The following is a 22,704-nucleotide window of genomic DNA, read 5'->3' as shown; positions in this document are numbered from 1 at the left end:
GCGTCGACGGGACGCCGGCGATTCGTTCGAGGTCGGCGGCCCAAGGCCGGTGCCCCGGACGAGAACCGAGGAGTTGCGACGTGAAGGTCATGATCGCGGTGCCGACCTACGGCGAGATGATCAACAGCGGCTGCCACGAATCGATCGTCGAGACGATCCAATTCTTCCACAAGGAATTTCCGCACATCGAGTTCACCGTCCAGGTGCAGTCGATGTCGTTTCCGCCGACGGCGCGCAACTTCTTCATCAGCCAGTTCATCGAGGACGAGAGCCTCACCCACATCTTCTACGTCGATTCCGACATGGCCTTCCGGCCGGGTCTGGTGGCGAAGATGCTGGCGTTCAGTCAGCCGGTGGTGGGGGTGATCTGCCCGCAGAAGGCGATCGACTTCGAGGCCTTCCGACGGGCGGTCGAAGGCCAGCCCGCGGCGGGTCAGGCGCGGATTGCCGCGGTCGGCTACGAACACGGCGACGAGGCCCTGGTGTGGCGGGCCGGCGCCGACGGCAAGCCGGAGATCGAGGTGGTCGACGGCTTCGTGCGGGTCAATCGGCTCGGCACCGCGCTGTTGATGATCTCCCGCGCCGCGACCGAGCGGATGATCGCGGCGATGCCCGAGTTGTGGATCGCCGATCCGGCCGAGTGGGTGCGGGCGGGCGGTGTCAAATCGGGCGGCCTGCTGCAGTGTTTCAACACCATCGCCAGCAGCGACGGGGCGCAGATCGGCTCCGACGTCGCCTTTTCGCGGCGCTGGATCGAGGCTTGCGGCGGCGAATTGTGGGCCAACGTCGACGAGGTGGTGATCCGCACCGGCACCGACAACTATTGCGGCCACTACCTGACCAAGCTCTCGGCGATCGGCAATGCCCGGGTGAAGATCGTGTCGTCGTCGGACGAGGCCGAGGCCTGAGCGCGCCGGCGGAGACGCGGGACGTGCGGGCGAGGGAGGGACGGCGATGATGAAGGTGCTGATCGCGACACCGGCCTATGGCGGCAAGGTGTTTCGCGGCTTCCACGAATCGGTGACCCAGACGGTGCTGGCGTTCGGCCGGCAGTTTCCCTTCGTCGCCTTCGAACATCGGCTGATCGACGTGCCGGTGCTGGCGACGGCGCGCAACATCCTGGCGAGTCTGGTGCTCGCCGACGAGAGTTTCACGCATCTCCTGTTCGTCGATGCCGACATGGCGTTCTCGCCGAAGCTGATCGCCCGCATGCTGGCCTTCCGCAAGCCGGTGGTGGGGTCGATCTATCCGGAGAAGAAGATCGACTTCGACGTGCTGCGGGTGGCGATGAAGCAGACCCAGCGGACGTCTCTGCAGGCGCTGCTGACTTCCGCGCCCTATGTCTGCGGCGCCGAGGTGGTGTGGGGCGAGGCCGCCGACGGCGTGACCGAACTCGAAGTCCGTGACGGCTTCGTGCGGACGCGACTGTCGGGGACCGGCGTGATGCTGATCGAGCGGGAGGTGCTGGTGCGCATCCGCGACGCCATGCCCGATCTGTGGATCGCCGAGCCGGCGGCGCAGATCCGCGCCTGGGGCCTCGCCGAGGGCGGCCTGCTCCAATGTTTCGATTCGGTGGTCAATTCGGTCGGCTACTTCGTCAGCGAGGACATCGCCTTCTGCCTGCGCTGGGGCGAACTCGGCGGGGAGATCTGGGCGGCGGTCGACGAGGCGATCGTCCATTCCGGATCGGCGCGCTACTACGGCCGCTTCGACGTGCGGCTCAAGGCCTCGAACAATCTGGTGATCAAGGAGCGCTCGCGCCACGGTGGCGGAGCGGACTGGTTCCGCGCGCGTCTGAAGGCCGGCGGCGCGGCCTGATCGGCCGGTCGCGGTGGCGATCGGCGCGCGGCGTTTCCGCGGAACGAACGAAAGGCGGCGGAGCCTGGGCCCCGCCGCCTTTTTTCGTTCGATGATCGTCGGACTGTCGGCTCAGAACAGGCTGAGCACGCTCTGGTCGGCCTGGTTGGCCAGCGACAGCGCCTTGGTGGACAGCTGTTGACGGGTCTGCAGGGCGAGCAGGTTGGCCGATTCCGCGTTGGTGTCGGCGGAGACGAGGTTGTCCGAGCCGGTCTGCAACGTGGTGATCATGTTGTTGGTGAAGTCCTGGCGGGCCTGGACGACCGAGAGGTTCGAACCGAAGTTCGACGCCTGGGTGCGCAGGGTCGTCAGAGCCGAGGTCAGCTTGTCGAGGACCTTGTTGACCTGCTTGTTGGTCTGGAAGCCGCCGGTCTCGACCTTGTCCAGGGCGAGACCCTGGCTGTCGAAGGTCACGCCGCTGATGTTCATGTAGTTCTGATTGGTGCCGGTCTTCTCGTTGAAGACCGTCTTCAGATCATTGCCCATCAACAGGTTGATGCCGTTGTAACCCGAGTCCTTGGCCATCTGGTCGATCTGGTCGAGGATGCCGTTGAACTGGGTCGCATAGGACTGACGCGAGGAGCTGGTGGTGGCCGCCTTGGTCGCGGTCGTGAAGCCGAGGCCGGTGGCGCCGGTGAGCGCGGTGGCGGTGGCGGCGTCGGAGGTGATCGCCACGTCTTCGCCGGCGGTGTCTTCGATCTGCAACTGACCCGAAGTGTTGATCGTCGCGTTGAGACCGAGGTTGGAGCCGTTCAGCGAGGTCATCAGATCGCCGACGGTCGAACCGGCGGTGAGCGTCAGGGTGATCGCGGCGGTGCCGGTGGTGGAGTTGCCGGTGGTGACCGTGATCTTTTCGCCGGAGGCGAAGCCGAGGCCGGTGAGCGAGGTCGAGCGCGTGTAGCTCGAGGTGTTGGCGCCGGTCAGGATGGCGTCGGAGGCCGCATCGGCGGTCTGCAGCGCCTGCTTGGCGGCCGACTGGGCGTTCTTCACCAGGCTGGTGATCGAGGTGATGCCGGCATTCGCGGCCTGCAGGGTCTGCACCGAATTGGAGATGCCGTCGAGCAGGTTCGAAAGGTCACCGGCGCGATCGGAGAGGCCGGCCGAGGTGAAGTAGTTCACCGGATTGTCGAGCGCCGAGTTGACACGCTTGCCGGTGGCGAGCTTGCCCTGGGCGACGGTTTCGTTCGCCTTGATCCCCTGGAGAGCCTGGAGGTTCTGACGGACGCCGGTGGAGAGAATGGTGCTCATGGTACTCGTCCCTTCTGGGAGTTACTGAAACGCGTCCTCTTCCTGAGGACAGATGCATTCAAGCAGCAACCCGTTTCGTCCGAGTTAATCCGATCGCCGAAACTTTCCGCGGGTCGGTCGTGTCCGGGCAATGATGAACGAAACCTTACCGCGGCGCGGCGTCGAAGGGCCGGGGCAACGGCGACGGCCGCGCCGGCGGTACCGGCGCGGGAAGGTCGAGGCGACAGGCCCGGAGGGTGTCAGGCGGTGCGGCCGGCGTTGGGATCGATCGCCGGCACATCGCTCTTGACGAGGTTCTGCATGGCGTTGGCGAGCCGCAGATAGGCCTCGGTCGGATACTGCGACACCAGGGCGCCGTTCGATTCGTCGAAGGTCATGACCACGGTGAGGCCGCTCTTGTCGACTTCGAATTCCTGATGGCGCTGCGGGACCGGCTGCGGCGAATCGACTCGGGCGGGCTGGGCGGTCGGCGCCGGGTCGGCAGACGGACGCACAGCCACCGCCGACGTCGCGGCGGCGAACGCTGCTGTCGAATTCGGTGTGAGAAGGCTGATCGGGTTCGTCATCGCTCTCGGACCATCGTTGCTGACGGTAGTTCTGACGAAGGTTGCCCGAGAGTCATTGCGACTCTGTTACGAAGTCGACGGCGGTTAGACTCGATCGAACCGCCGAGGACTCGCAGATTGCTTAAGATTTGCAGCGATCGGGTCGGCGGAACGTTCGCGCTACGTCACGGAAGGCGGCGGCGACCTGCGACCAACAAATTGAAAATACGAGAAAAAATGTCCACCGTCGCGGCGGCGGCGGCGCGGCGCACAGGATCCCGGGAAACCTTTGACCGGCGCGCGGCATTAAGCCGACGTTAACCCTAATGCGTATTAATAACCTCAATCGCCGTCCTGAACGACCAAGGCACCCGGAGTCAGCGCATGTCCAACACGATCCTCTCAACCGGCGTCCGCCAGAATCTCATGGCGCTGCAGTCGATCAAGTCGAACGAGACCGTCGCCCAGAGCAAGCTGGCGACCGGCAAGCGGGTGAACTCGGCGCTCGACAATCCGGTGAACTATTTCACCTCGGCGGCGCTGTCGGACCGGGCGGGCGACCTCTCGTCGCTCCTCGACGGCATCTCCAACTCGGTGCAGACCCTGCAGGGGGCGACGGCCGGCATCACCTCGATCACGAGCCTGGTCAAGACCGCCCAGTCGGCGGCCAAGCAGGCGCTGCAGACCGCCGACGCGGCGGCCGACGCGATCCTGACCGGCGCCAATACCGGCGTCTACACGCGCTCGACCAGCCTCACCGGCATGGGCTTCGCCGCCGGCGAAAAGATCACGGTCACCACCGGCAACGCCACCACCGGTACCGCCGCGATCACCCTGACGCTGACCGCCGGGTCGACCATCGGCGAGTTGATGACCACGCTGAACGGCTCGAACATCGGCCTGAATGCCACGTTGAACAGCTCCGGCCAGTTGACGATCGAGGACACCGCCGGCGAAGACGTGGCGATCACCTCCGACACCGCCACCGCCACGGCACTCTCCGGCACCTCCGGCCTCGGCTTCGCCACCGCCTCGCAGACGGCGTCGACCAGCGCCTCGCGCCAGTCCTATGCGACGCAGTTCAACGGCATCCTCGACCAGATCGACCAGATGGCCAAGGACGCCGGCTACAACGGCATCAACCTGTTGATGGGGAACAATCTGAAGACCGTCTTCAACGAGAAGACGAGCAAGGATCAGTCCTACATGGACATCAACGGCGTCACCTTCGACAGTCAGGGCCTCGGCCTCGACAAGGTGGCGACCGGCGGTTTCCAGACCAACAAGCAGGTCAATTCGGTCCTCGACAAGCTGACCACGGCGCTCGCCTCGCTGCGCACCCAGGCCTCGAACTTCGGCTCGAACCTGTCGATCGTCCAGTCGCGCCAGGACTTCACCAACAACATGGTGACGACCCTGCAGACCGGCTCCGACAACCTCGTCGCCGCCGACACCAACGCGGAATCGGCCAACCTGCTCGCCCTGCAGACCCGTCAGCAGCTGTCCACCAAGGCGCTGTCGCTGGCCAACCAGGCCGACCAGAGCGTGCTCAGCCTGTTCCAGTGATCGCGCGCCGGCGTGCGGCGGAACATCGGGGCCTCGGTCGGTCGGATCACACCGATCGTCCGGGGCCTCTTTCGTCCGGGCGCGCCGCGGGGCGCAGGTTCCGGCGTCAGGGTCGAAGGAAAGGCAGCGCCATGGCACTCAAGGTCGAGATCAAACCCGGCGAACGGATCATCATCGGCGAGAGCCTGATCACCAATGCCGGTCCGCGCGCCAAACTGTTCATCGAAGGTGACGCACCGATCCTGCGCGAAAAGGACGTGCTGCCGCCGCGCGCCGCCGACACGCCCGCCAAGCGGATCTATCTGGCGGTCCAACTGCTCTATCTGAAGAACGGCGACGCCGCGGTCGTCGAGGAGTATCGCTCGCTGGCCGCCGATTTTTCGGAGGCTGCACCGGGCGCTCGAGACATTCTCGCCGATATCGATAACTGCATTTTAATCGGTGATTTCTATAAAGGAATCAAACAGTCCAAGCGGCTTGTCGAGTACGAGGAGCTTCGTATCCACCATGTATAGCACCCATGCGGCTCGGGCCTACCAGCAGACCAGTCGGGCGGTGGTCACCGGCCGCGAACTCGAGGCTCTGCTGCTCCTCAAGTCGGCCGCCCAGCTCCAGGCGGTGCGCGACTCCTGGGAGACCCGGCGTCCCGACCTCCTCAAGGCGCTGACCTACAATCGCAAGCTCTGGATCGTGCTGATCGATCTGATCCTCAAGCCCGACAATCCGCTCGACGACGAGATCAAGAACAACCTGTTCAATCTGTCGCTGTTCATCTTCCGCCACACGCTGGAGATCGAATGCGATCCGGCGCCGGAGAAGCTCGGCGCCCTGATCGACGTCAATCGTGCGATCGCCGAGGGCCTGCGGGCCTGAGGTTCGAAGGACGACCAGAAACGAAGACGGCGGCCCGAGAGGCCGCCGTCTTCGTTTGGAGGAGTGGTCGGGCGAGCAGGTCGAACGCCCGCCGGTGGCCGCCCCAGAGCTCAGGTGAGGCCCTTGAAGAAGCGGGCGGCGGGGTTGCCGACGAAGTCGAACGAGCCGGTGTGCGACAGGCTGCCGAGCGCATCGAGCCATATCTTGCCGCCGAGCTTGCGCCAGCGCCGGCAGAAGCCGAAGTCCTCGCTCAGATACTCGCCGGTCTCGGGGTCGATCATGCATTCGAACAGGGCGTGGTACTTCACGCCCTCGGCGGCGTTCTGGACGTAGACGTGATCGCTGCGATAGGCGGTCTCGGGATAGGCGGCGACCATCCGCTCGATCACCGCGCGCTTCATCAGCATGAAGCCGGTGCCGCAATATTCGCCGGTGACGAAGCCGTCGCGGACCTCGAGCTGGTCGCCGGCGCAGAACTGGCCGACGTAGTGGAGCATCGCCGTCTCCGGCGGTTCTCCGGCGACGACATGGGCCGGCTGGTTCCAGTTCATCGCCTTCAGGGGATACATGCCGGCGACCACGTCTTCGTCGAAGTCGAGCATCCGTTGGACCTGTTCGGCCTCGAAACCGATGTCGGCGTCGACGAACATGAAGTGGGTGGCTTCCGGCACGGTCAGGAAATTGGCCACCAGGGTGTTGCGGCTGCGGGTGATCAGCGAATCCTTGCCGAGCAGATTGAGCGTCGTGGAATAGCCGTTCTGCAGTCCGTGGGCGGTGAGCTGCATGATCGAGAGCATGTAGCGGGTGGTCACCAGGCCGCCGTAGGCCGGCGTCGCCAGATAGATCATGCGCATCGGGGGAGACTCCGGAAACGACGGGGAGGGGGTCAGAGGCGACGGTCGAGGGCGATGCCCCGGGCGGCGGCGGCGCGGATCGGCGGCATGCCGGCGTTGCGGCCGTAGGTGCGCGGCGCGGCCTGGCGGCCGAGGGTCGAGGAGACGTTGCGCACGATGCCTTCGGCGACTTCGCGGGCGATGGCGAGGGCGGCGAGATTGGCGCGCACCAGTTCCATGTTGGCGAGATGGCGTTGGCGCAAGGGCTCGAGCGCGTCGGGCACCAGCCGGGTCAGCGACGCGAACTGGCTCTTCAGCCGGATCCGGCCCTTCATGTAACGGCCGAGCAAATCGTTCTTGCGGGCGGTGAGGTCGGTGGCGGCGAACAGGCGACCGTCGCGTACCAGCCCGGTCTCGGTCTCGATCAGCTCCATCAGCTCGCTCATCACCGCTTCGAAGTCGGCGAGCAGGGCGCGGGCCTCGGCCTCGGTGCGGATCGGCGCTTCGGCCTCCGGCTGCACGTAGATGGACTGCGGCATCATGGGCGGGCGCCTTCCTGAGCCTGGAGCAACTGACGATAGACGGCGTCGGCGATGCCGATGCCGCCGGAACGGGCCATGGTGTCGGCGTAGCGGTCGACCAGCATGCCGCGCCAGGTCTCCTCGGCCTGACCACCGCCGAACGGGCCGGTGGTCGAGAGGCCGGAGAACATCTGGTTGAGCATGGTCGACAGGAACACCTGTTCGAATTCGCGCGCCTGGGTGCGGGCCTTGGTCTCGGGCGAGGCGTTGGCCGGCGGGCGCTCGGAGACGACGTGCAGGGCGGGGGTCGGAGTGGTCAGCGAGACCGAGGCGTCGAAGGCCATCACAGCACCTCGATTTCGGCCTGGAGGGCGCCCGCCGCCTTGATCGCCTGGAGGATGGTGATCATGTCGCGGGGGCCGACGCCGAGGGCGTTGAGGCCGTCGACCAGCTCGCGCAGGGAGACGGTCTGCCGCATGATCGTCATCTTCTTCTTGGCGCCGTCGTCGACGTTGATCTGGGTGCGCGGCACGGTGACCGTGGTGCCCTGGGACAGCGGATCGGGCTGGCTGACCTCGGGCTGTTCGGTGACGGTGACGGTGAGGTTGCCCTGGGCCACCGCGACGGTCGAGACCCGCACGTCCTGGCCCATCACCACGATGCCGGTGGCCTCGTCGATCACCACCTTGGCCGGTAGATCGGGTTCGACCGCGAGCTGTTCGATGTCGGTGATCAGGTCGACGATGTTGCCGTTGAACTTGGGCGGCAGGGTCAGGCGGACGGTCGAGGGATCGATCGGTTCGGCCGAGGGCACGCCGATCAGGTCGTTGATCGCCATGGCGATGCGGCGGGCGGTGGTGAAGTCGGGGTTGCGCAGCGCCAGACGCACGGTGCTCATGGTGCCGAGCTTGAACTCGACCTCGCGTTCGACCATCGCCCCGTTGGCGATGCGGGCGGAGGTCGGCACGCCACGGGTGATCGAGGCGGCGTCGCCCTTGGCGGAGAAGCCGCCGACGGTCAGCGGGCCCTGGGCGATGGCATAGGCCTCGCCGTCGGCGCCCATCAGCGGGGTGACCAGCAGCGTACCGCCCTGAAGGCTCTTGGAATCGCCGAGGGCGGAGATGTTGACGTCGATGCGCGTGCCCTGGGTGGCGAAGGCGTGGAGATTGGCGGTCACCATCACCGCGGCGACGTTGGCGGTGCGCATGTTGGCGCCGCGGGTGTTGACACCCATGCGTTCCAACATCGCCTGCAGCGACTGCTTGGTGAAGGGTGCATTGTTGAGGCTGTCGCCGGTGCCGTTGAGGCCGACCACGATGCCGTAGCCGACCAACTGGTTCTCACGCACGCCTTCGATCGAGGCGAGGTCCTTGATCCGCGAGGCGGCGGCCTCGGCGGGATGGGTGGCGCCGCACAAGGCGACGACGGCGACGAGAGCTCCTGCGAGCGATGCTGACCACTTCGGCATGTTCCGAGATCTCCCCAAATCTCGTCCTCTCCTCTGCCAGTCCCGTGCCAGCCGGGAGAAACCGCCTGCGATGGCGCAATCGCGCGGTTTTCGCGGGGTGGAGCCGGCGCGGCGCGCGGCGGGCGAGGCAAAAGGTGCCGCGTCGTGGTAGAAGAATCGCAACGCGCGGCAACATCTGCCGGGGGTGGGCGAGGCGAGAACGACGTGGCGATCAGGATCGACGGACCCGGACGGACGCCGGGCGTACAGCCGAACCAGCCGATCCGGCGCGGCGGGGAAGCCGGCGCGGCGTTCAGTCTGCCGAATGCCGACGGCGGGCCGGCGCGGCCGGCGACGATCGCCGGCGCCCTCGGCGTCCAGGATCTGGCGAGCCTCCTGGCCCTGCAGCAGATCCCGTCCGAGGATCCGCGCGAGCGGCGACGGCGGGCGGTCAAGCGCGGCTTCGACCTGCTCGACGTGCTCGAGGGGGTCAAGATCGACCTGTTGTCGGGCGGCGTGCCGATCGACCGGCTGGAGCGGCTGGTCCATCTGCTCGGCCAGAAGCGCCCCGCCGAGGACGCCGAACTCGATGCGCTGGTCGCCGAGATCGAGCTGCGGGCGCGGGTCGAGCTCGCCAAATACGGCCGGTTTCCCGAGTGACGAGGAGCCGAGCGGCCCGTGGGTCGCCCGCACGTCGCCGGCAAGCCCTTGTGCCGAGATGGCATTCCGGCCGAGCGGGGGCGCGCTCCGCCGCGGTGGCGCCGATTTCCCACAGATCGCTCGCTTTCATCGTGACGTCATCACGGTGGCGTTGTAACTGACCGGCACGATGGCTATATTCCGCCCGCCTCGGCGCAGGCCATCACTTGGACCGGAAGGGAAGATCGATGTTGGCCGATATCTCTGATGACTATCGCCCGTCGGAAGACGAACCGTTCATGAGCGATCGTCAGCGCGAGTACTTCCGCAAGAAGTTGCTCGCGTGGAAGGAAGACATCCTCAAAGAGTCACGTGAGACATTGCAGCATCTCGCTGACGAAAGCCAGAATCATCCCGACCTGGCCGACAGAGCTTCGTCGGAAACCGACCGTGCGATCGAACTCAGGGCCCGCGACCGCCAGCGCAAGTTGATCTCCAAGATCGACGCGGCGCTGAAGCGCCTCGACGACGGCAGCTACGGCTATTGCGAGGAGACCGGCGAGCCGATCTCCCTGAAGCGACTCGACGCCCGCCCGATCGCCACCCTGTCGATCGAAGCCCAGGAACGCCACGAGCGCCGCGAACGCGTCTACCGCGACGACTGAGATCGGCGCCGCGGCGTCCGTTTGCAGAGCCTGCGAGAATCGAAAGAGGCGCGGCCCCTGGGGAGTGGGCCGCGCCTTTTTCGTCACGTCTGCTCGCGGTTCGATCCGACTGGGGAGAGCGGAGGCGGGGCGAGCGACGAGAGCACCGGGGTGGGAGACGGAGGACGCCGGGGAGCCGTCGGCCGTCTCGGGGAGTCCACCCCGGCGAAGGGGATCAGAAGGGCATGATCACGTCGAGGAACTGGGTGCCGTAACGGGCCTGCTGGACGTCGGTGAGCTGACCGCGGCCGCCGTAGGAGATGCGGGCCTCGGCGATCTTGGCGCTGTCGATGGTGTTGTCGGAGCCGATGTCCTCGGGGCGCACCACGCCGGCGACGATCATCTCGCGAATTTCGAAGTTGACCCGGATCTCCTGACGCCCCTCGATCACCATGTTGCCGTTGGGCAGGATCTGGGTGACCAGGGCGGCGACGTTGGTCTGCAGGGTCTCCGAACGGTTGACCGTGCCGATGCCTTCGGCGGAGGTGTTGGTGGTGTTGTTGACTAGGTTGGACGCGGTGGCGCCGGTGTGTTGGATCAGCTTGTTGACCGCGGCGCCGGGCAGGCCGCCGATGCCGGTGGCGTCGGTCTCGGCGCGGGTGCGCTTGGTGTCGTTGGCGATCTGCGCCTTGTCGGTGATCACCACCTGGACGGTCAGGATGTCGCCGATGCGGTGGGCGCGCTGGTCCTTGAAGAAGGCGCGCGAGCCGCGCGACCACAGCGAGTTCGGCGCATAGGCCGGCGGCTCGGGGGCGGGCATCGGCATCGACACCGGCTTGTAGCCCGGGTTGGTGGTGGGATCGTCGATCGAGGCGAGCTTCGGCGCCTTGCCGATCTCCGACAGGCGGTCGAGGCTGTTGCCGCAGGCGGCGAGCGGCAGCGCGAGGACGAGCAGGAGGCCCGAGCGGAGAACGGCGGAAGAGCGACGCGACATCACGGATTGACCTTTGCGAGGGCCGCCACGGCCGCGGCGGGGGCGCCGACGCTGACGCGTCCCGGGCCGGTGACGGTGGCATGGATCGAACGTTTGGACTGCGGATTGATCACGGTGACGAGGTCGCCGACCGCGCCGGCGTCCTGGGATTGGCCGCGGCTGGTGACGATCAGCGCCTGGGTTTCGTAGACGATGGTCACCATGTCGCCGCGGGTGACGACGTTGGGGCGGACGAAGTCGGCGGCGGCGACCGGCTGGCCGGGGCGCAACTGGCGACGTGCCGCCATGCCGACGATCTCGGACGGGTCCATCGAGCGGCGGACGCCGGTGGTGCGGCGCGGCAGGCGTTCGATCTGGACGTCGTCGCGGCCGACCGTCTCGCCGCGGTTGATCGGCCGGGTCAGGGTCACCACCGCGGCGGTCTCGACGACCTCGCCGCGCAGGTGCAGCCGTTCGACCTGATCGCCCTTGTCGATCAGCACCAGGGCGTCGAAGCGGCCGGTCTGGGGATTGGTCGAGAGGCTGGCGACCCGCACCGGCACGGCCGAGCGCAGATCGGCCTGGCGGGGATCGACGGTACCGTCGAAGACCACGCGCAGATCGTCGACGGCGAGGTCGTCGGCGGTGCGGCCGGGCTGATGCAGGACGGCGGCGGCGACGACGCGGGCGAGTTCGTCGGCTTCGACCGGCCGGGCGAGGCGCGACACCGTCACTTCGGCGAGGCCGCCGGTCTCGGCTTCGGTGAAGCCGGCGGCACGGGCGAGTTCGACCACGCGGCGGGCCGGCACGGTGCCGGTGGTGCCGAGATCGGGGGCGCGGAACAGGGCGGTGGTGGCCTGGGCGCCGGCGTCCTCGAAGAAGTCGCCGATGGTCACCACGTCGGAGCGCACCGCCACCACCGAGCGCAGAGACGGCGCGGCGGGCATCTCGCCGCCCCAGGCGACGTCGGTGGCGAGGCCGGAGAACAGCAGCCCGGCGCCCAGCGCAAGGACCGCGGCGGCGCCGAGGCAGCGCATCAGGCGATGACCCGCCTCGGTCGAGCAGTCGAACAGTCGGTTCGGCCGCGGGTCGGTGATGGAGATCCTCATCGGGACGTACTCCTCACTTCGGGGTGACCGAGGCCGACATCATCTCGTCGGCGGCGCGGATGACGCGAGAGTTCATCTCGTAGGCGCGCTGGGCGGCGATCAGGTCGGAGATCTCGGAGACGGAATTGACGTTGCCCTGCTCGAGCTGGTTCTGCAGGAGGGTGCCGTAACCCTCGTCGCCGGGGCTCGCCACCTGGGGTGCGCCGGAGGAGGCGGTCTCCAGGAACAGGTTGTTGCCGATCGGTTCGAGGCCCGACTTGTTGATGAAGCGGGCGAGCTGGATCTGGCCGAGGGTGGTCGGCGACGAGGCGTTGCCGACGGTCGCCTGGACCACACCCTGGGCGTTGATGGTCAGGCCGGTCGAATTGGACGGCACGGTGATCGCCGGCTCGACGGTCCAGCCGTCGGCGGTGACCAGGGTGCCCTTGGCGTCGAGCTCGAACGAGCCGTCGCGGGAATAGGCGGTGCGGCCGTCGGGCATCAGCACGCGGAAGAAGCCCTCGCCGCGGACCGCCACGTCGGTCTCCTTCTCGGTCGACGACAGCGTGCCCTGGGACATGATGCGCGGGGTGGCGGCGGTGCGCACGCCGGAACCGATCTGCACGCCGGTCGGCAGGATGTTGCCGGATTCGGAGGTCGAGGTGCCGACCCGACGCAGGTCCTGGTAGAGCAGATCCTGGAAGTCGGCGCGCTGGCGCTTGAAGCCGGTGGTGCGCATGTTGGCGATGTTGTTGGAGATCAGTTCGACGTTCAGTTCCTGGGCCATCATCCCGGAAGCGGCGATGTGCAGTGCCTTCATGATCCGCGTCCTTTCTTCAGGCGACCTGCGCCAGTTTCTCGATGGCGTTGCGACGGAGATCGTCGACGTTGCTCATCCAGTTGGCGACGTTCTGATAGGTGCGGCCGACCTCGATCAGCTTCGAGATCTCGACCACGGCGCGGACGTTGGACTTTTCGATCTGGCCCTGGACCAGGCGCGGCAAGGTCGCGGCCTGGGGGTTCTTACCCTCGAACAGGGTCTCGCCGATCTTCTTGAGATCGCCGGCGGCGGCGAAATCGACCAGCTTCAGCTTGCCGCGCACGCCCTGGTTGGTGGAGATGGTGCCGTCGGCGGCGATCGACAGGGCGGTCTCGTTGGGCTGCACGGTCAGGGGGCCGGCGTCGGTGAGCACCGCGTGGCCGTCGCGGGTCTGGAGCAGCCCGTCGGGGCCGATGGCGAAGGAGCCGTTGCGGGTGTAGCGCTCGCCGGCATTGGTCTGCACCGCGAACCACCCCTTGCCGTCGACGGCGACGTCGAGGTCGTTGTTGGTGGTGACCATCTGGCCGGGCTGCAGGTCGTAGAGGTTGCCGTCGTCGAGGACGAAGCTGATCGGCCGATCGGCGCGCTGAAATTCGTTGGCGGCGGCCGGGGCCAGCTTCTGCTCCTTGACGAGCATGGTCTGGGCCTTGAAGCCGGACGTGTCGACGTTGGCGACGTTGTTGGCGATCATGTCGAGTTGGCGTTGCAGCGTGAGCTGACGCGACAGCCCGACGAGCTGTGCATTTTCCATGGCGGCGGTCCCCAGTGACCACGACGAACTCCCCAGCTCTCGTGGTCGGAACCTCCCTTGCAGTCGCCGTGCCATATGGTTAATTCAAGCGATATCAATGACTTGATGAAATCGTGAGGGATCGCGGACCCGGCAGGAGTTGCCGCCCGGCAGGGGGAGAGGGAACTGTTTACCGAGGTTGCGAGAACGTTAACATTTACGAGTCGTTAACCATTCTCTCTTTAGATCACTGGTGATCAGGGACTCGCGCCCGAAGGGATTCCACACATGGCCAAGAAACCGGCCAAGGACACCGAAAAAGAACCGTCCGGCGCCGAAGACGGCGAGGGCGAAGGCGGTTCCTCGAAGAAGAAACTCTTCATCATGATCGGGGCGGGGGTCGGTGCACTCGTGGTGCTCGGTGGCGCCGGCGCGTTCTTCATGGGAGCCTTCTCCTCGAAGCCGGCCGTCGCCGACGCTCATCACGCGGAGGTGGTCAAGACCACCATGTACGTCGATCTGCCCGACATCACCGTCAATCTGTCGAGCACCGACCAGCGCGCCGCCTTCCTCAAGGTCAAGGTGTCGCTGGAAGTGTCCGACAAGGCGACGGTGGAGAAGATCACGCCGGCCCTGCCGCGGGTGCTCGACGCCTTCCAGATCTACCTGCGCGAACTCAGGGTCAGCGATCTCGACGGGTCTGCCGGGCTCTACCGCGTCAAGGAGGAACTGCAGCGGCGCATCAACACCGCCATCCATCCGGCGCGAGTCGACGCCGTCCTCTTCAAAGAAATTCTGGTGCAGTGAGGGGCGGCGATGGCGGCGGGCGACGAGGAACTCGAAGATCTCGACGCGGCCTGGGGCGCGGCTCTGGCCGAGCAGAAGCCCGAGGATGACGACGACGACCTCTCCGCCGACTGGGGCGCGGCGCTCGCCGAGCAGGGCGTCGAAGGGGCGGACGAGTTGGCGGCCGGTCTCGCCGGCTTCGACGACGGCGAGTTCGACCTCGATCAGGCGACCCGCGGCGGCGACCGTATCCTCAACCAGGAGGAGATCGACAACCTCCTCGGCTTCGATCTCGACGAGCAGATCGCCGCGGAGCAGTCGGGCATCCGGGCACTGATCAACTCGGCCATGGTCTCCTACGAGCGTCTGCCGATGCTCGAGATCGTGTTCGACCGTCTCGTCCGCCTGACCACCACGTCCTTGCGCAACTTCACCTCCGACAACGTCGAAGTGTCGCTCGACTCGATCTCGTCGGTGCGCTTCGGCGACTACCTCAATTCGATCCCGCTGCCGGCGATCCTCGGCGTGTTCAAGGCCGAGGAATGGGACAACTTCGGTCTGGTGACCGTCGATTCCAGTCTGATCTATTCGATCATCGACGTGCTGCTCGGCGGCGGACGCGGCACCACGCCGATCCGCGTCGAAGGCCGGCCCTATACGACGATCGAGACCAATCTGGTGCGCCGGATGATCGAGGTGGTGCTCGCCGACGCCGAGCTCGCCTTCGCGCCCCTGTCGCCGGTGCACTTCAATCTGGAGCGGCTCGAGACCAACCCGCGCTTCGCGGCGGTGTCGCGGCCGGCCAATGCGGCGATCCTGGCCGAGTTCCGGATCGACATGGAGGACCGCGGCGGCAAGATCGAGCTGCTGATCCCCTATGCGACGCTCGAGCCGATCCGCGACATGCTCCTGCAGATGTTCATGGGCGAGAAGTTCGGCCGTGATCCGATCTGGGAAGGGCATCTGGCGACCGAGATCAACGCCGCCGAGATCTCCGTCGACGCGGTGCTGTTCGAGCGCGAGATGTCGCTCGGCCAGGTGCTGCAGATGGAGATCGGGCAGACCCTGGTGTTCGACGTCGGCCCGCGCGATCCGGTGACCATCAAGTGCGGCGGCGTCGCCCTGACCGAGGGACGGATGGGGCGCAGCGGCGAGAACATCTCGGTGCGTGTCGACCGGCACCTGCGCCGACCCAAGATGACCTTGGCCGCCTTCGAGAAGGCAGCCACCAAGAAGGAGATGCAGACGTCATGACGATTCCGTGGATCGACGTCGCCGTCGAGGGCCTGGTCGCCGTCCTTCTGGTGCTGACCATCGGCTACTGCATCCTGCTCGACGGGCGGCTGAAGCGGCTGCGCGCCGACGAAGCCAACCTGCGCGCCACGATCTCCGAGCTCCTGACCGCCACCGAGATCGCCGAACGGGCGATCAACAGCCTGAAGATCACCGCCCAGGACTGCGACCGCACCCTCGGGCAGCGGCTGCGCGAAGCGGAGTTCTTCAGCCACGAGATCGAGAAGGAGATCGGCGAGGGCGAGAAGCTGCTCAACCGGATCATCCGCATCACCCAGGCCGCGCGCGGCGAGGCGGTGGCGGTGTCCGCTCCCGCTCCGACCGTCGAAGCCCCGGCGGCGCGCGCGCCGTCGCGGCTCGCCGACCTGCGCAGCCGGGTGTCCGAAGCGACCGATCGCATCGGCCAGATCAAGCGCGGGGCGGCGGCGTGATCCAGATCCGTCTCCTGCCGATCGTCGTCATGGCGGCCGTGGTGCTCCTGGGCCTGAAGGTCGTGGAGTTCGGCCATCGCGCGCGGCCGGCGGAGAGCGTGGTGGTCGACGCGGTGACGGGACAGGAGATCGACATGATCGCCACCGGCTCGTCGGCCGGGGGTGGCCACGGCGGCGCCGAGGAGAAGCCCAAGGAAGACGCCCACGGTGCCGCACCACCGGCGGCCGGCGGCGTGCAGCCCTCCAAGGTCGACACCAAGGTGACCGGCGACAAGCCGCCCGAGGCGCGGCCGGTCCAGGGCCAGGAACTGATCGGCGAGATCGAGATCCTGCAGAAGCTCGCCGAACGGCGCAAGAAGCTCGAGGAGCTGGAGCGGCAGGTCAACATGCGCGAGGATCTGCTGAAGGCCAGCGAGGACCGCATCGGCCGGCGCGTCGACGAGTTGAAGACCCTCGAGGACAAGATCGGCGGCGCCACCAAGGCCAAGGAAGACGCCAAGAAGCAGGAATTGTCCGATCTGGTGAAGATGTACGAGGGCATGAAGGCCAAGGATGCCGCCCGGGTGTTCGACAAGTTGGAGATCGGCCTGCTCGGCGAGATCGCCCGCCAGATGAACCCCAAGAAGCTCGGCGACGTGGTCTCCAAGATGTCCTCGGACCAGGCCGAGAAGCTGACCGTCGAACTCGCCAATCGCCGCACCCCCGGGGTCTCGCCGCAGATCGATCGCGAACTGCCGAAGATCCAGGGAAAGAGCGGCTGAGACGAAGGTTCGTACGCTATTTAACGCGCCGTTCACCGCACATGACTAGCGTCGAGATCGGATCTTCCGTCTCGGGACACGCTCCGTGCCGCATTCTCGCCGCTCCGCTCTCCTCGGCCCGACCTCGCCCCGTGCCGCCCGCCGCGGTGGAGCGGCGGCGTTCCTGCGCGCGGCCGTGGTCGGGCTGTGTCTGGCGCTCGCGGCGCTGGTCGTGGCCCCCGCCGGGGCGCATGCCGAGGTGCTCAAGGCGGAGGCCGAGGCGAGCCTCGAGCCGGGCTTCGGCCGACTGGTCATCGCCTTCAAGAACCGCCAACTCCTGCCCCAGTACACCAGCCGCCAGACCAGCGGCGTGCTGGTGATCGACTTCGGCGACGTCGTCGAGGTCGACATCGAACGGGCGGTGCAGAAGCTCGGCGCCTACGTGACCGTGGCGCGCCGCGATCCGGAAGGCCACGGGGTGCGCATCGCGCTCGCCCGTCAGGTCAAGATCAACATCATGGAGGCGGCAGAGAAGCTGTTCGTCGACTTCATGCCGGCGAAATGGGCCGGCCCGCCGCCGGTGTTGCCGCCGGAAGTGATCATGGAACTCGCCAAGCGGGCCGAGGTGGCGATCCGTGCCGCCCGCGAAGCCGAGATGGCCAAGATGGGCAATCGCATTCCGCCCAAGCTCGACTTCAAGGTCGGGCGGCTGCCGACCCTGACCCGCTTCTCCTTCGGTTGGAACGTGCCCTTCGACACGCGCATGTCGCGCGAGGACGGACGGGTCACGGTGATGTTCAACCGCGCCGCGCCGCTCGATCTCTCCGCCCTCGACGTCGACCCGATCCCGGGCCTCGAGAGCGTCTTCGCCGACGTGGTCGACGACAAGCTCAAGGTGGTGCTCTCCGTGGCGCCCGACGCCGACGTGCGGGCCTTCCGGGAAGACAACACCTATGTGATCGATCTGGTGCGCGCCGGTGCGCCGGCCAATGCCGGTGAAGCGGCGGTGCGCAAGGCGCTGGGCGGCGACGCCACCGCCGGGCGCAACCGGATCGTCGCCCCCGGCGTGGCCACTGCCGTGCCGCCCAAGGCTCCCGAGGCCGTGCAAGAGGCGGCCCCCGTCGTCGCACCGCCGGCCCCGGCCGTCGCACCGGCCGCCACCGCTGCGCGGGCGCCGGCTCCGACCGCGCCCAAGCCGGCCGCTGCGCCGGCTCCCGCACCCGCGCCCGCCGCCGTGGCGGTGCCGCCGCCCGCACCACCGCCGGCTCCGGTCGCGGCCAAGCCGGTCGCCGCGCCGCCGACGGCGGAGGTCCACAGCACCCAGAGCGAGCTGCCGACCGGGGCCGCGCCCGTCGCCGAACCGATGGCCGCCGCCGAGCCGCGGCTCGGGGGGGAAACGCCGTCGGGCGAGTTGCCGCCGGCGATGGTGCCGAAGCGCACCGTCACCGACGCCCTGCCGCTGCGGGTCGAGACCAAGCGCATCGGCAACGTCGTGCGCATGACCTTCCCCTTCGCCAAGAAGGTGGCGAGCGCCGCCTTCAAGCGCGACGACGTGCTGTGGATCGTGTTCGACACCGCCGACGAGCTCGACCTCGGCTCGATCGCCCCCAATCTCGGGACGCTGGCCCGCGGCGTCGAACGCATGCCCGCCGCCGGTTGGCAGGCCCTGAAGATCGGGCTGACCGAGCCGATGCTGACCACGCTTGGCATCGACGGCAATTCCTGGGTGCTGTCGATCGGCGAGATGGTGCTGGAGCCGTCGCGCCCCCTGCCGATCCGCCGCTACGTGCGCGGCGACGGCAAAGCCAGCCTCAAGATCGACCTCGCCGACGGCGGCGCGGTGCACGAGCTCACCGATCCGGCGGTCGGCGACCGGCTGGTGGTGGTCACTGCCCATCCGCCGGCCCGCGGCCTGCTCAAGGCGCAGAGTTTCGTCGACGTCGAGACCCTGCCGTCGGCGCACGGCGTGGCCCTGCTGCCGCGCGGCGAGGACGTCCAGGTGACGCTGGAGAACAGTCAGGTGACGATCGGCCGCGAGCGGGGCCTGAGCCTGTCGACCGGCTCGATCGAGCAGCCCGACGTGCCGGTGCCGCGGACCTCGGCGACGATCCACCGGGTGCCGGTCGACCCGGCGACCTTCGGCGAGAGCAACCACGGCGGTTTCGAGAAACGGGTGCGCGAGCTGATCGAAGCGGTGCTGGAGACCAAGGGGCCGCAGCGCCGGCAGGCACGCATCGACCTCGCCGAATATTACATCGGCCACCGCTTCGCCCCCGAAGCGCTGGCGCAACTGCGCATCCTCAGCGAGGAGGAGCCGGCGATCACCCACGATCCCGGCTTCGAGATTCTCTACGGCGCGGGGCAGGTGCTGGCGGGGCGGGCCAAGGAGGCGAAGATGGCGCTGAGCCGCTCCGAGGTCGCCGAGAGCTCCGATGCGGCGCTGTGGCGGACGATCGCCACCAACGAGCTCGCCAAGCCCGACGAGGCGCGCGAGAACGCCCTGCGCGCCACCACGGTGCTCGGCGCCTACCCCAAGGCGGTGCAGGCGCAGTTCAATCTGGCGGCGGCGGAATCGGCGCTCGAACTCAACGACTTCGGCTTTGCGGAAACCCGCCTCGCCGAGATCGAACCGGAGGAGTTGGCCAACGACCAACTCGGCCGCTTCGAGGTGCTCAGGGCGCGGCTCGCCGACGTCGCCGGGCGCCCGGAGGACGCGCTCGCCCGCTACGATCGGGCCAAGGCGACCGGCGATCGCCGCGCCGCGGCCGAGGCCGAATATCGCGCGGTGCGGATGCTGCTGCGCGACGGCAAGATCGACAAGGAAGCGGCGATCGACCGGATGAAGTCGCTGGCCTTCGGTTGGCGCGGCGACGAGATCGAACTCAGGACCCTGCGATTCCTCGCCGGCCTCCAGGCCGACACCGGGCGCTACCGCGAGGCGTTCCAGTCGATGCGCTCGACCTTGCAGGTGGCGCCCGATGCGGTCACCACGCGTACCCTGCAGGACGAGATGGGCCAGCGCTTCCTGGCGCTCTATCTCGACGACGCCGACAAGTCGCTGCCGCCGATCGAGGCGCTGACGCTCTATTACGATTTCCGCGAGCTGGTGCCGATCGGGCGGCGCGGCGACGAGGTGGTGCGCAAGCTCGCCGATCGGCTGGTCGCCGTCGACCTCCTGCCGCAGGCTGCCGAGTTGCTGTCCTATCAGGTCGACAACCGCCTCAAGGGGGCGGCGCGGGCCCAGATCGCCGCCGATCTGGCGGTCGTCCACCTGCTCGACCGCAAGCCCGACAAGGCGCTGGCGGTGCTCAACAAGACCCGCCAGTCGCAACTGCCCCTGTCGCTCGAGCGGCAGCGCCGGTTGGTCGAGGCGCGGGCGCTATCGGATTCCGGCCGCACCGACGTGGCGCTGGAACTGTTGTCGACGCTCACCGGCAGCGACGCGATCCGGCTCAAGGCCGACGTGCTGTGGAAGGCCAAGCGCTGGCGCGAAGCCGGCGAACGGTTGGAGGCGATGCTCGGCGGGCGCTGGAGCGACACCACCGCGCTCGACGACCAGGAACGCCAGGACGTGTTGCGCACCGCGATCGGTTATGCGCTGGCCAACGACCAGCTGGCGCTCGACCGCCTGCGCGGCAAGTACGGGACCAAGATGGCCGACAGTCCCAACGCCCACACCTTCGACGTGGTGACCCGGCCGATCCAGAGCCAGGGCACTGAATTCCGGACGGTCGCCAAGGAGATCGCCTCGCTCGACACGATGCGGCAGTTCCTCCAGGAATATCGGGCGCTCTATCTCGACCCCAAGGCGCGCAGCGTGGTGCCCGAGGCACCGGCGCCGGCCAAGCCCGAGGCCAAGGCCGCCGAACCGCCCAAGCCGACCACCGTCGCGGCCGCCGATCCCGCACCCGCCGGCGAGGACAAGAAGCCGGCGGCGCACTGAGGCCGCGGGCTCGTCCGCGCGCCGTCAGCCGAAGCTGCGCACCAGACTTCCGGCGATCATGTTCCAACCGTCGACCAGAACGAAGAAGATCAGCTTGAACGGCAGCGAGATGGTCGCCGGCGGCAGCATCATCATGCCCATCGACATCAGGATCGAAGCGACCACCAGATCGATGACCATGAACGGCAGGTAGAGCAGGAAGCCGATCTCGAAGGCGCGGCGCAGTTCGGAGATCATGAAGGCCGGGATCAGCACGCGGAAGCTCAGGTCTTCCGGGGTGTTCGGCCGCGGCGCCTTGGCGAGGTCGAGGAACAGGTCGAGGTCCTTCTCGCGGACGTGGGTGCGCATGAACTCGTGGAACGGCGGGCCGCCGCGTTCGATTGCCTGCTCGATGTCGATGGAACCGTCGGTCAGCGGCTTGATCGCCTCGTCATAGGCGCGGGTGAAGGTCGGGGCCATCACGAAGGCGGTGAGGAACACCGCGAGCGAGACCATCACCGAGTTGGGCGGCGCGGTCTGCAGGCCGATCGCCGAGCGCAGCAGCGACAGCACCACGACGATGCGGGTGAAGCTGGTCACCATCACCACGATCGACGGGGCGATCGACAGCAGGGTGATCAGCGCCACCAGCTGGATGGCGCGCTCCGACACGCTGGTCGATTCGCCGAAGTTGATGGCGATGTCCTGGGCCGCGGCCATGCCGACGCCGGCGACCATCAGGCCGAGCGCCGCCGTCGCCACCACCGCGGCGGTGCGACCGGTGAAGGCGCGCGGCAGGCCGAAGCGCCGGGTGCGACGATCGGTCATCGGCGCGGCGGGCCGGAGAGTTCCGACAGGAGTCGCGCCATCTCCTCCTCCAGTTCGTCGACCGGTGCCCGCGGCGCCTCGGCCGGCGGGGCGACGGGCGCCGGGACCGGGTTCGGCGCCGCCGCCGGCGGAGGGACCGGCGCGGCGATCGACGGCAGATCGGCGACCACCGGCGGGGCCTCGCTCGGGGCGGGCGCGAAGCGCGGCTCGATCCGGCTCGGCAGCGGTGCCGGGGCCGGTTCGGGCGCGGCGGTGACCGGCGGGGCCGGGGCGTGAATCGGCGCCGGAGCGGCGGCGTGGATCGTCGCGAACGGCGGTTCGTGCGTGGGCGCGACAGATTCGCGCGAGAGCCCGGCGATGGTCACGTCGAGCTCGGCCATCAGATCCTTCTCGGAGATCTCGCGGCGCGGCGGATGGACGTCGGCGTCGCGACCGAAGTCGCCGAGGCCGCGTTCGATCTCGCCGGCGATCTCGGCCCGGTCGGCGGCGACGTCGGGGGCGGGCGTCGGCAAGGGCGGCGGCACGGGCAGCGGCCGCACCGGGGGCGGCGGCGGGAGAATCGTCGGGGCGACGGCCGGTGTGGGGCGCGGCACGACGGGCGCGGGCGGGGCCGCGACGGGCGCAGGCGGGATCGGGGCCGGAGCACTCGGCGGCGAGTTGCTCGGGGCCGGAGCGCTGGGCGCGGGCGGGATCGCCACGGGCTCGGGCTCCACGGCGCGCGGCGCGGGTTCCGGGGGCGGCGCGACCGGAGCCTCGACCTTCGGAGCGCCGGGCGTGACGACGGGCGACGGCGGCGCGCTGCGGGTGCCGAAGGTCGTCTCGGACGACGGCGGGCGCGGCGCGGGGGCGCTCGGGCGGCCGAGTGGCGCGTCGAACAGATCGCCGAGGGCGGCCGGCGCTTCCGGCGCGGCCGGCGGTTC

The 22,704-nt window shown here is 68.1% G+C and carries 24 protein-coding genes; 12 read left to right on the top strand and 12 right to left on the bottom strand.

The genetic code is table 11. The annotated features are described in order from the left end of the window. Positions 1-80: 80 nt before the first annotated feature. Together EYW49_RS20235 and EYW49_RS20230 are read left to right on the top strand one after the other, a co-directional pair. Complete coding sequence (locus tag EYW49_RS20235) at positions 81-908, top strand: hypothetical protein (RefSeq protein ID WP_131311445.1); 828 nt, start codon at positions 81-83, stop codon at positions 906-908. A 49-nt stretch (positions 909-957) separates the two neighbouring features. Then, on the top strand, positions 958-1,818 hold the full coding sequence (locus EYW49_RS20230; RefSeq protein WP_131311444.1) for a hypothetical protein: 861 nt from the start codon (positions 958-960) through the stop codon (positions 1,816-1,818). Positions 1,819-1,929: 111 nt separating this feature from the next. Here EYW49_RS20230 and EYW49_RS20225 read toward each other — a convergent pair whose 3' ends face one another. Next, positions 1,930-3,105, bottom strand: coding sequence for a flagellin (locus EYW49_RS20225; protein ID WP_131311443.1), 1,176 nt, complete (start codon positions 3,103-3,105; stop codon positions 1,930-1,932). A 239-nt stretch (positions 3,106-3,344) separates the two neighbouring features. Then, on the bottom strand, positions 3,345-3,605 hold the full coding sequence (locus EYW49_RS20220; RefSeq protein ID WP_131311442.1) for a hypothetical protein: 261 nt from the start codon (positions 3,603-3,605) through the stop codon (positions 3,345-3,347). 429 nt (positions 3,606-4,034) lie between these two features. On the opposite strand from EYW49_RS20220, the gene EYW49_RS20215 reads away from it, so the two are divergent. From EYW49_RS20215 to flaF, 3 genes are all read left to right on the top strand, one after another. Continuing rightward, positions 4,035-5,216, top strand: a complete 1,182-nt coding sequence (locus tag EYW49_RS20215) for a flagellin (RefSeq protein ID WP_131311441.1) — start codon at positions 4,035-4,037, stop codon at positions 5,214-5,216. A 131-nt stretch (positions 5,217-5,347) separates the two neighbouring features. Then, positions 5,348-5,731: a flagellar biosynthesis repressor FlbT gene (locus tag EYW49_RS20210; protein WP_131311440.1), complete on the top strand. Its 384-nt coding sequence runs from the start codon at positions 5,348-5,350 to the stop codon at positions 5,729-5,731. Continuing rightward, complete coding sequence (flaF, locus tag EYW49_RS20205; RefSeq protein WP_131311439.1) at positions 5,724-6,089, top strand: flagellar biosynthesis regulator FlaF; 366 nt, start codon at positions 5,724-5,726, stop codon at positions 6,087-6,089. The genes EYW49_RS20210 and flaF overlap by 8 nt, the downstream gene beginning before the upstream one ends. 110 nt (positions 6,090-6,199) lie before the next feature. Here flaF and EYW49_RS20200 read toward each other — a convergent pair whose 3' ends face one another. The 4 genes from EYW49_RS20200 to EYW49_RS20185 are packed head-to-tail and all read right to left on the bottom strand — an operon-like array spanning position 6,200 to position 8,911. Further along, a complete protein-coding gene (locus EYW49_RS20200; protein WP_228259696.1) occupies positions 6,200-6,943 on the bottom strand; it encodes a hypothetical protein in 744 nt (247 codons plus the stop codon). 32 nt (positions 6,944-6,975) lie between these two features. Then, entirely contained in the window at positions 6,976-7,464 is a 489-nt protein-coding gene (locus EYW49_RS20195; protein WP_131311438.1) for a hypothetical protein, read from the bottom strand. After that, complete coding sequence (locus tag EYW49_RS20190) at positions 7,461-7,787, bottom strand: rod-binding protein (RefSeq protein ID WP_131311437.1); 327 nt, start codon at positions 7,785-7,787, stop codon at positions 7,461-7,463. Before EYW49_RS20190 ends, EYW49_RS20195 begins: the two co-directional genes overlap by 4 nt. Beyond that, positions 7,787-8,911 carry a flagellar basal body P-ring protein FlgI gene (locus EYW49_RS20185; RefSeq protein ID WP_131311436.1) on the bottom strand — a complete coding sequence of 375 codons (1,125 nt, stop codon included), beginning with the start codon at positions 8,909-8,911 and terminating at the stop codon, positions 7,787-7,789. Before EYW49_RS20185 ends, EYW49_RS20190 begins: the two co-directional genes overlap by 1 nt. Before the next feature lie 204 nt (positions 8,912-9,115). Here EYW49_RS20185 and EYW49_RS20180 point away from each other — a divergent pair, with 204 nt between their 5' ends. Further along, positions 9,116-9,550, top strand: a complete 435-nt coding sequence (locus EYW49_RS20180) for a flagellar assembly protein FliX (RefSeq protein ID WP_165498352.1) — start codon at positions 9,116-9,118, stop codon at positions 9,548-9,550. Between the two features lie 227 nt (positions 9,551-9,777). Beyond that, positions 9,778-10,194 carry an RNA polymerase-binding protein DksA gene (gene dksA / locus EYW49_RS20175; protein ID WP_131311434.1) on the top strand — a complete coding sequence of 139 codons (417 nt, stop codon included), beginning with the start codon at positions 9,778-9,780 and terminating at the stop codon, positions 10,192-10,194. Positions 10,195-10,408: 214 nt separating this feature from the next. Here dksA and flgH read toward each other — a convergent pair whose 3' ends face one another. From flgH to flgF, 4 genes are read right to left on the bottom strand one after another with little or no spacing between them, the layout of a single operon-like run. Beyond that, positions 10,409-11,167 (bottom strand): flagellar basal body L-ring protein FlgH, encoded by a 759-nt coding sequence (flgH, locus tag EYW49_RS20170; protein ID WP_131311433.1) that lies wholly within the window; start codon positions 11,165-11,167, stop codon positions 10,409-10,411. Continuing rightward, a complete protein-coding gene (gene flgA, locus EYW49_RS20165; RefSeq protein WP_131311432.1) occupies positions 11,167-12,255 on the bottom strand; it encodes a flagellar basal body P-ring formation chaperone FlgA in 1,089 nt (362 codons plus the stop codon). The genes flgH and flgA overlap by 1 nt, the downstream gene beginning before the upstream one ends. 13 nt (positions 12,256-12,268) lie before the next feature. Next, complete coding sequence (flgG, locus tag EYW49_RS20160; protein ID WP_131311431.1) at positions 12,269-13,054, bottom strand: flagellar basal-body rod protein FlgG; 786 nt, start codon at positions 13,052-13,054, stop codon at positions 12,269-12,271. Positions 13,055-13,070: 16 nt separating this feature from the next. Next, the gene (gene flgF / locus EYW49_RS20155) at positions 13,071-13,805 is read right to left on the bottom strand and encodes a flagellar basal-body rod protein FlgF (RefSeq protein WP_165498351.1); all 735 of its coding nucleotides are present in this window, start codon (positions 13,803-13,805) and stop codon (positions 13,071-13,073) included. A gap of 267 nt (positions 13,806-14,072) precedes the next feature. On the opposite strand from flgF, the gene EYW49_RS20150 reads away from it, so the two are divergent. From EYW49_RS20150 to EYW49_RS23125, 5 genes are all read left to right on the top strand, one after another. Next, positions 14,073-14,591: a flagellar basal body-associated FliL family protein gene (locus tag EYW49_RS20150; RefSeq protein WP_131311429.1), complete on the top strand. Its 519-nt coding sequence runs from the start codon at positions 14,073-14,075 to the stop codon at positions 14,589-14,591. A gap of 9 nt (positions 14,592-14,600) precedes the next feature. Further along, the gene (fliM, locus tag EYW49_RS20145) at positions 14,601-15,824 is read left to right on the top strand and encodes a flagellar motor switch protein FliM (RefSeq protein ID WP_131311428.1); all 1,224 of its coding nucleotides are present in this window, start codon (positions 14,601-14,603) and stop codon (positions 15,822-15,824) included. Beyond that, entirely contained in the window at positions 15,821-16,294 is a 474-nt protein-coding gene (locus tag EYW49_RS20140) for a DUF6468 domain-containing protein (protein ID WP_131311427.1), read from the top strand. The genes fliM and EYW49_RS20140 overlap by 4 nt, the downstream gene beginning before the upstream one ends. Then, positions 16,291-17,055: a MotE family protein gene (locus EYW49_RS20135; RefSeq protein ID WP_131311426.1), complete on the top strand. Its 765-nt coding sequence runs from the start codon at positions 16,291-16,293 to the stop codon at positions 17,053-17,055. The genes EYW49_RS20140 and EYW49_RS20135 overlap by 4 nt, the downstream gene beginning before the upstream one ends. Before the next feature lie 85 nt (positions 17,056-17,140). Continuing rightward, positions 17,141-20,977 (top strand): hypothetical protein, encoded by a 3,837-nt coding sequence (locus EYW49_RS23125; protein ID WP_165498350.1) that lies wholly within the window; start codon positions 17,141-17,143, stop codon positions 20,975-20,977. Between the two features lie 24 nt (positions 20,978-21,001). On the opposite strand, the gene fliP is transcribed toward EYW49_RS23125, so the two are convergent. Both fliP and EYW49_RS20115 read right to left on the bottom strand, forming a co-directional pair. Beyond that, positions 21,002-21,784, bottom strand: a complete 783-nt coding sequence (fliP, locus tag EYW49_RS20120; protein WP_131311425.1) for a flagellar type III secretion system pore protein FliP — start codon at positions 21,782-21,784, stop codon at positions 21,002-21,004. Next, positions 21,781-22,296 carry a hypothetical protein gene (locus EYW49_RS20115; protein WP_131311424.1) on the bottom strand — a complete coding sequence of 172 codons (516 nt, stop codon included), beginning with the start codon at positions 22,294-22,296 and terminating at the stop codon, positions 21,781-21,783. The genes fliP and EYW49_RS20115 overlap by 4 nt, the downstream gene beginning before the upstream one ends. Between the last annotated feature and the right edge of the window lie 408 nt (positions 22,297-22,704).

It is taken from the genome of Siculibacillus lacustris, from assembly GCF_004328075.1.
In the GTDB taxonomy this organism is placed as follows: Bacteria; Pseudomonadota; Alphaproteobacteria; order Rhizobiales; family Ancalomicrobiaceae; genus Siculibacillus; species Siculibacillus lacustris.
The sequence above is the reverse complement of the archived record's forward strand: the minus strand, read 5'-3'. Positions and strand labels throughout refer to the sequence as shown.

Bases quoted from the DNA above. Each gene is read 5' to 3' on its own strand.
- EYW49_RS20140 (WP_131311427.1), top strand. From the start codon at position 15,821: ATGACGATTCCGTGGATCGACGTCGCCGTCGAGGGCCTGGTCGCCGTC.
- EYW49_RS20225 (WP_131311443.1), bottom strand. From the start codon at position 3,105: ATGAGCACCATTCTCTCCACCGGCGTCCGTCAGAACCTCCAGGCTCTC.
- flgF (WP_165498351.1), bottom strand. From the start codon at position 13,805: ATGGAAAATGCACAGCTCGTCGGGCTGTCGCGTCAGCTCACGCTGCAA.
- EYW49_RS20150 (WP_131311429.1), top strand. From the start codon at position 14,073: ATGGCCAAGAAACCGGCCAAGGACACCGAAAAAGAACCGTCCGGCGCC.
- flaF (WP_131311439.1), top strand. From the start codon at position 5,724: ATGTATAGCACCCATGCGGCTCGGGCCTACCAGCAGACCAGTCGGGCG.
- flgG (WP_131311431.1), bottom strand. From the start codon at position 13,054: ATGAAGGCACTGCACATCGCCGCTTCCGGGATGATGGCCCAGGAACTG.
- EYW49_RS20195 (WP_131311438.1), bottom strand. From the start codon at position 7,464: ATGATGCCGCAGTCCATCTACGTGCAGCCGGAGGCCGAAGCGCCGATC.
- fliP (WP_131311425.1), bottom strand. From the start codon at position 21,784: ATGACCGATCGTCGCACCCGGCGCTTCGGCCTGCCGCGCGCCTTCACC.
- EYW49_RS20230 (WP_131311444.1), top strand. From the start codon at position 958: ATGAAGGTGCTGATCGCGACACCGGCCTATGGCGGCAAGGTGTTTCGC.
- EYW49_RS20210 (WP_131311440.1), top strand. From the start codon at position 5,348: ATGGCACTCAAGGTCGAGATCAAACCCGGCGAACGGATCATCATCGGC.
- EYW49_RS20190 (WP_131311437.1), bottom strand. From the start codon at position 7,787: ATGGCCTTCGACGCCTCGGTCTCGCTGACCACTCCGACCCCCGCCCTG.
- EYW49_RS20215 (WP_131311441.1), top strand. From the start codon at position 4,035: ATGTCCAACACGATCCTCTCAACCGGCGTCCGCCAGAATCTCATGGCG.
- fliM (WP_131311428.1), top strand. From the start codon at position 14,601: ATGGCGGCGGGCGACGAGGAACTCGAAGATCTCGACGCGGCCTGGGGC.
- EYW49_RS20200 (WP_228259696.1), bottom strand. From the start codon at position 6,943: ATGCGCATGATCTATCTGGCGACGCCGGCCTACGGCGGCCTGGTGACC.
- flgH (WP_131311433.1), bottom strand. From the start codon at position 11,167: ATGTCGCGTCGCTCTTCCGCCGTTCTCCGCTCGGGCCTCCTGCTCGTC.
- dksA (WP_131311434.1), top strand. From the start codon at position 9,778: ATGTTGGCCGATATCTCTGATGACTATCGCCCGTCGGAAGACGAACCG.
- flgA (WP_131311432.1), bottom strand. From the start codon at position 12,255: ATGAGGATCTCCATCACCGACCCGCGGCCGAACCGACTGTTCGACTGC.
- EYW49_RS20185 (WP_131311436.1), bottom strand. From the start codon at position 8,911: ATGCCGAAGTGGTCAGCATCGCTCGCAGGAGCTCTCGTCGCCGTCGTC.